This window comes from Melaminivora alkalimesophila, assembly GCF_000282995.1.
Lineage (GTDB): Bacteria > Pseudomonadota > Gammaproteobacteria > Burkholderiales > Burkholderiaceae_C > Melaminivora > Melaminivora alkalimesophila.
In genome coordinates this window covers 1-849 of the sequence record NZ_ALEE01000809.1, presented here as the reverse complement: position 1 = coordinate 849, position 849 = coordinate 1, and the positions used below count along the sequence as shown (strand labels likewise).

2 protein-coding genes are annotated in these 849 nt (G+C 75.1%); both read right to left on the bottom strand.

Going from position 1 to position 849, the window contains the following annotated elements:
• Window positions 1–275, bottom strand: a 275-nt coding sequence (locus tag A612_RS15550; protein ID WP_040437197.1) for an acyl-CoA dehydrogenase family protein, incomplete at its 3' end; no start/stop codon positions are given.
• On the bottom strand, window positions 272–849 hold a 578-nt coding region (locus A612_RS15545; protein ID WP_040437196.1), incomplete at its 5' end, for an acyl-CoA carboxylase biotin carboxyl carrier protein subunit. The genes A612_RS15550 and A612_RS15545, both read right to left, overlap by 4 nt.

Sequence of the window (849 nt, the reverse complement as noted above, 5' to 3'; positions counted from 1 at the left end):
CTGGCCAGCACGCCGCCGCTGGCGCCGTGGCGGCTGAGCGCGCGCCACAGCGGCACGCGCATGGCGTAGCTCACCGGCGTGCCGCCGTACTCCTCGGGGTAGCCCAGGCCCAGCAGGCCCAGCTCGGCTGCGCGGCGGTACAGCTGGCGCGGGAATTCGCCGGCGCTGTCCCAGGCATCGGCGTGCGGGGCGATCTCGCTTCTGGCAAAGCGGGTGATGGTGTCGGTCAGCGCCTCGCGCTCGGCGTCGTGCAGCTGCAGGGTGGTGGCGCTCATGCGGCGGCCTCCTCGGGGCGTGTGGCGGGGGCAGGCTCTGCCGTGCCGGCCGGGGCGAGGCGCGCCAGCACCTGGCCCGGCGCCACCTGCTGGCCCACCGCCACCAGCAGCTCGGCCACGGTGGCTGCCGTGGGCACGCCGAGGCTGTGTTCGAGCTTCATGGATTCGATGACCACCACGGTATCGCCCGCGGCCAGCTGCTCGCCCGGCCCGGCAGCCAGTGCCACGACCCGGCCATTGAAGGGCGCGCGCAGCTCGCCACCGGCACCCTCTGCTCCGGCACGCACGCTCGGCTCCAGCGAAGCATCCTCCACCCAGCCCTCCACGGCGCCCGCCTGCCAGTGCCAGCGCCGCGCACCCACGCGCACGCTGCGCGCGCGCCAATCCTCCTGGGCGCCCTCGCCCTGCAGCGTGACCATCACTCTGCCGCACGGCAACGCTGTGAGGCGGGCGGTGGCGGCCAGCGGTTCACCGCTCGCAGGGTGGGTGCCGCGCAACTGCAGCGTGCCCGCACCCTGCTCGCGCACCGCCAGTGGGTACACCTTCTCCTGGTGGCGCAGGCGCAGCGGCCGCT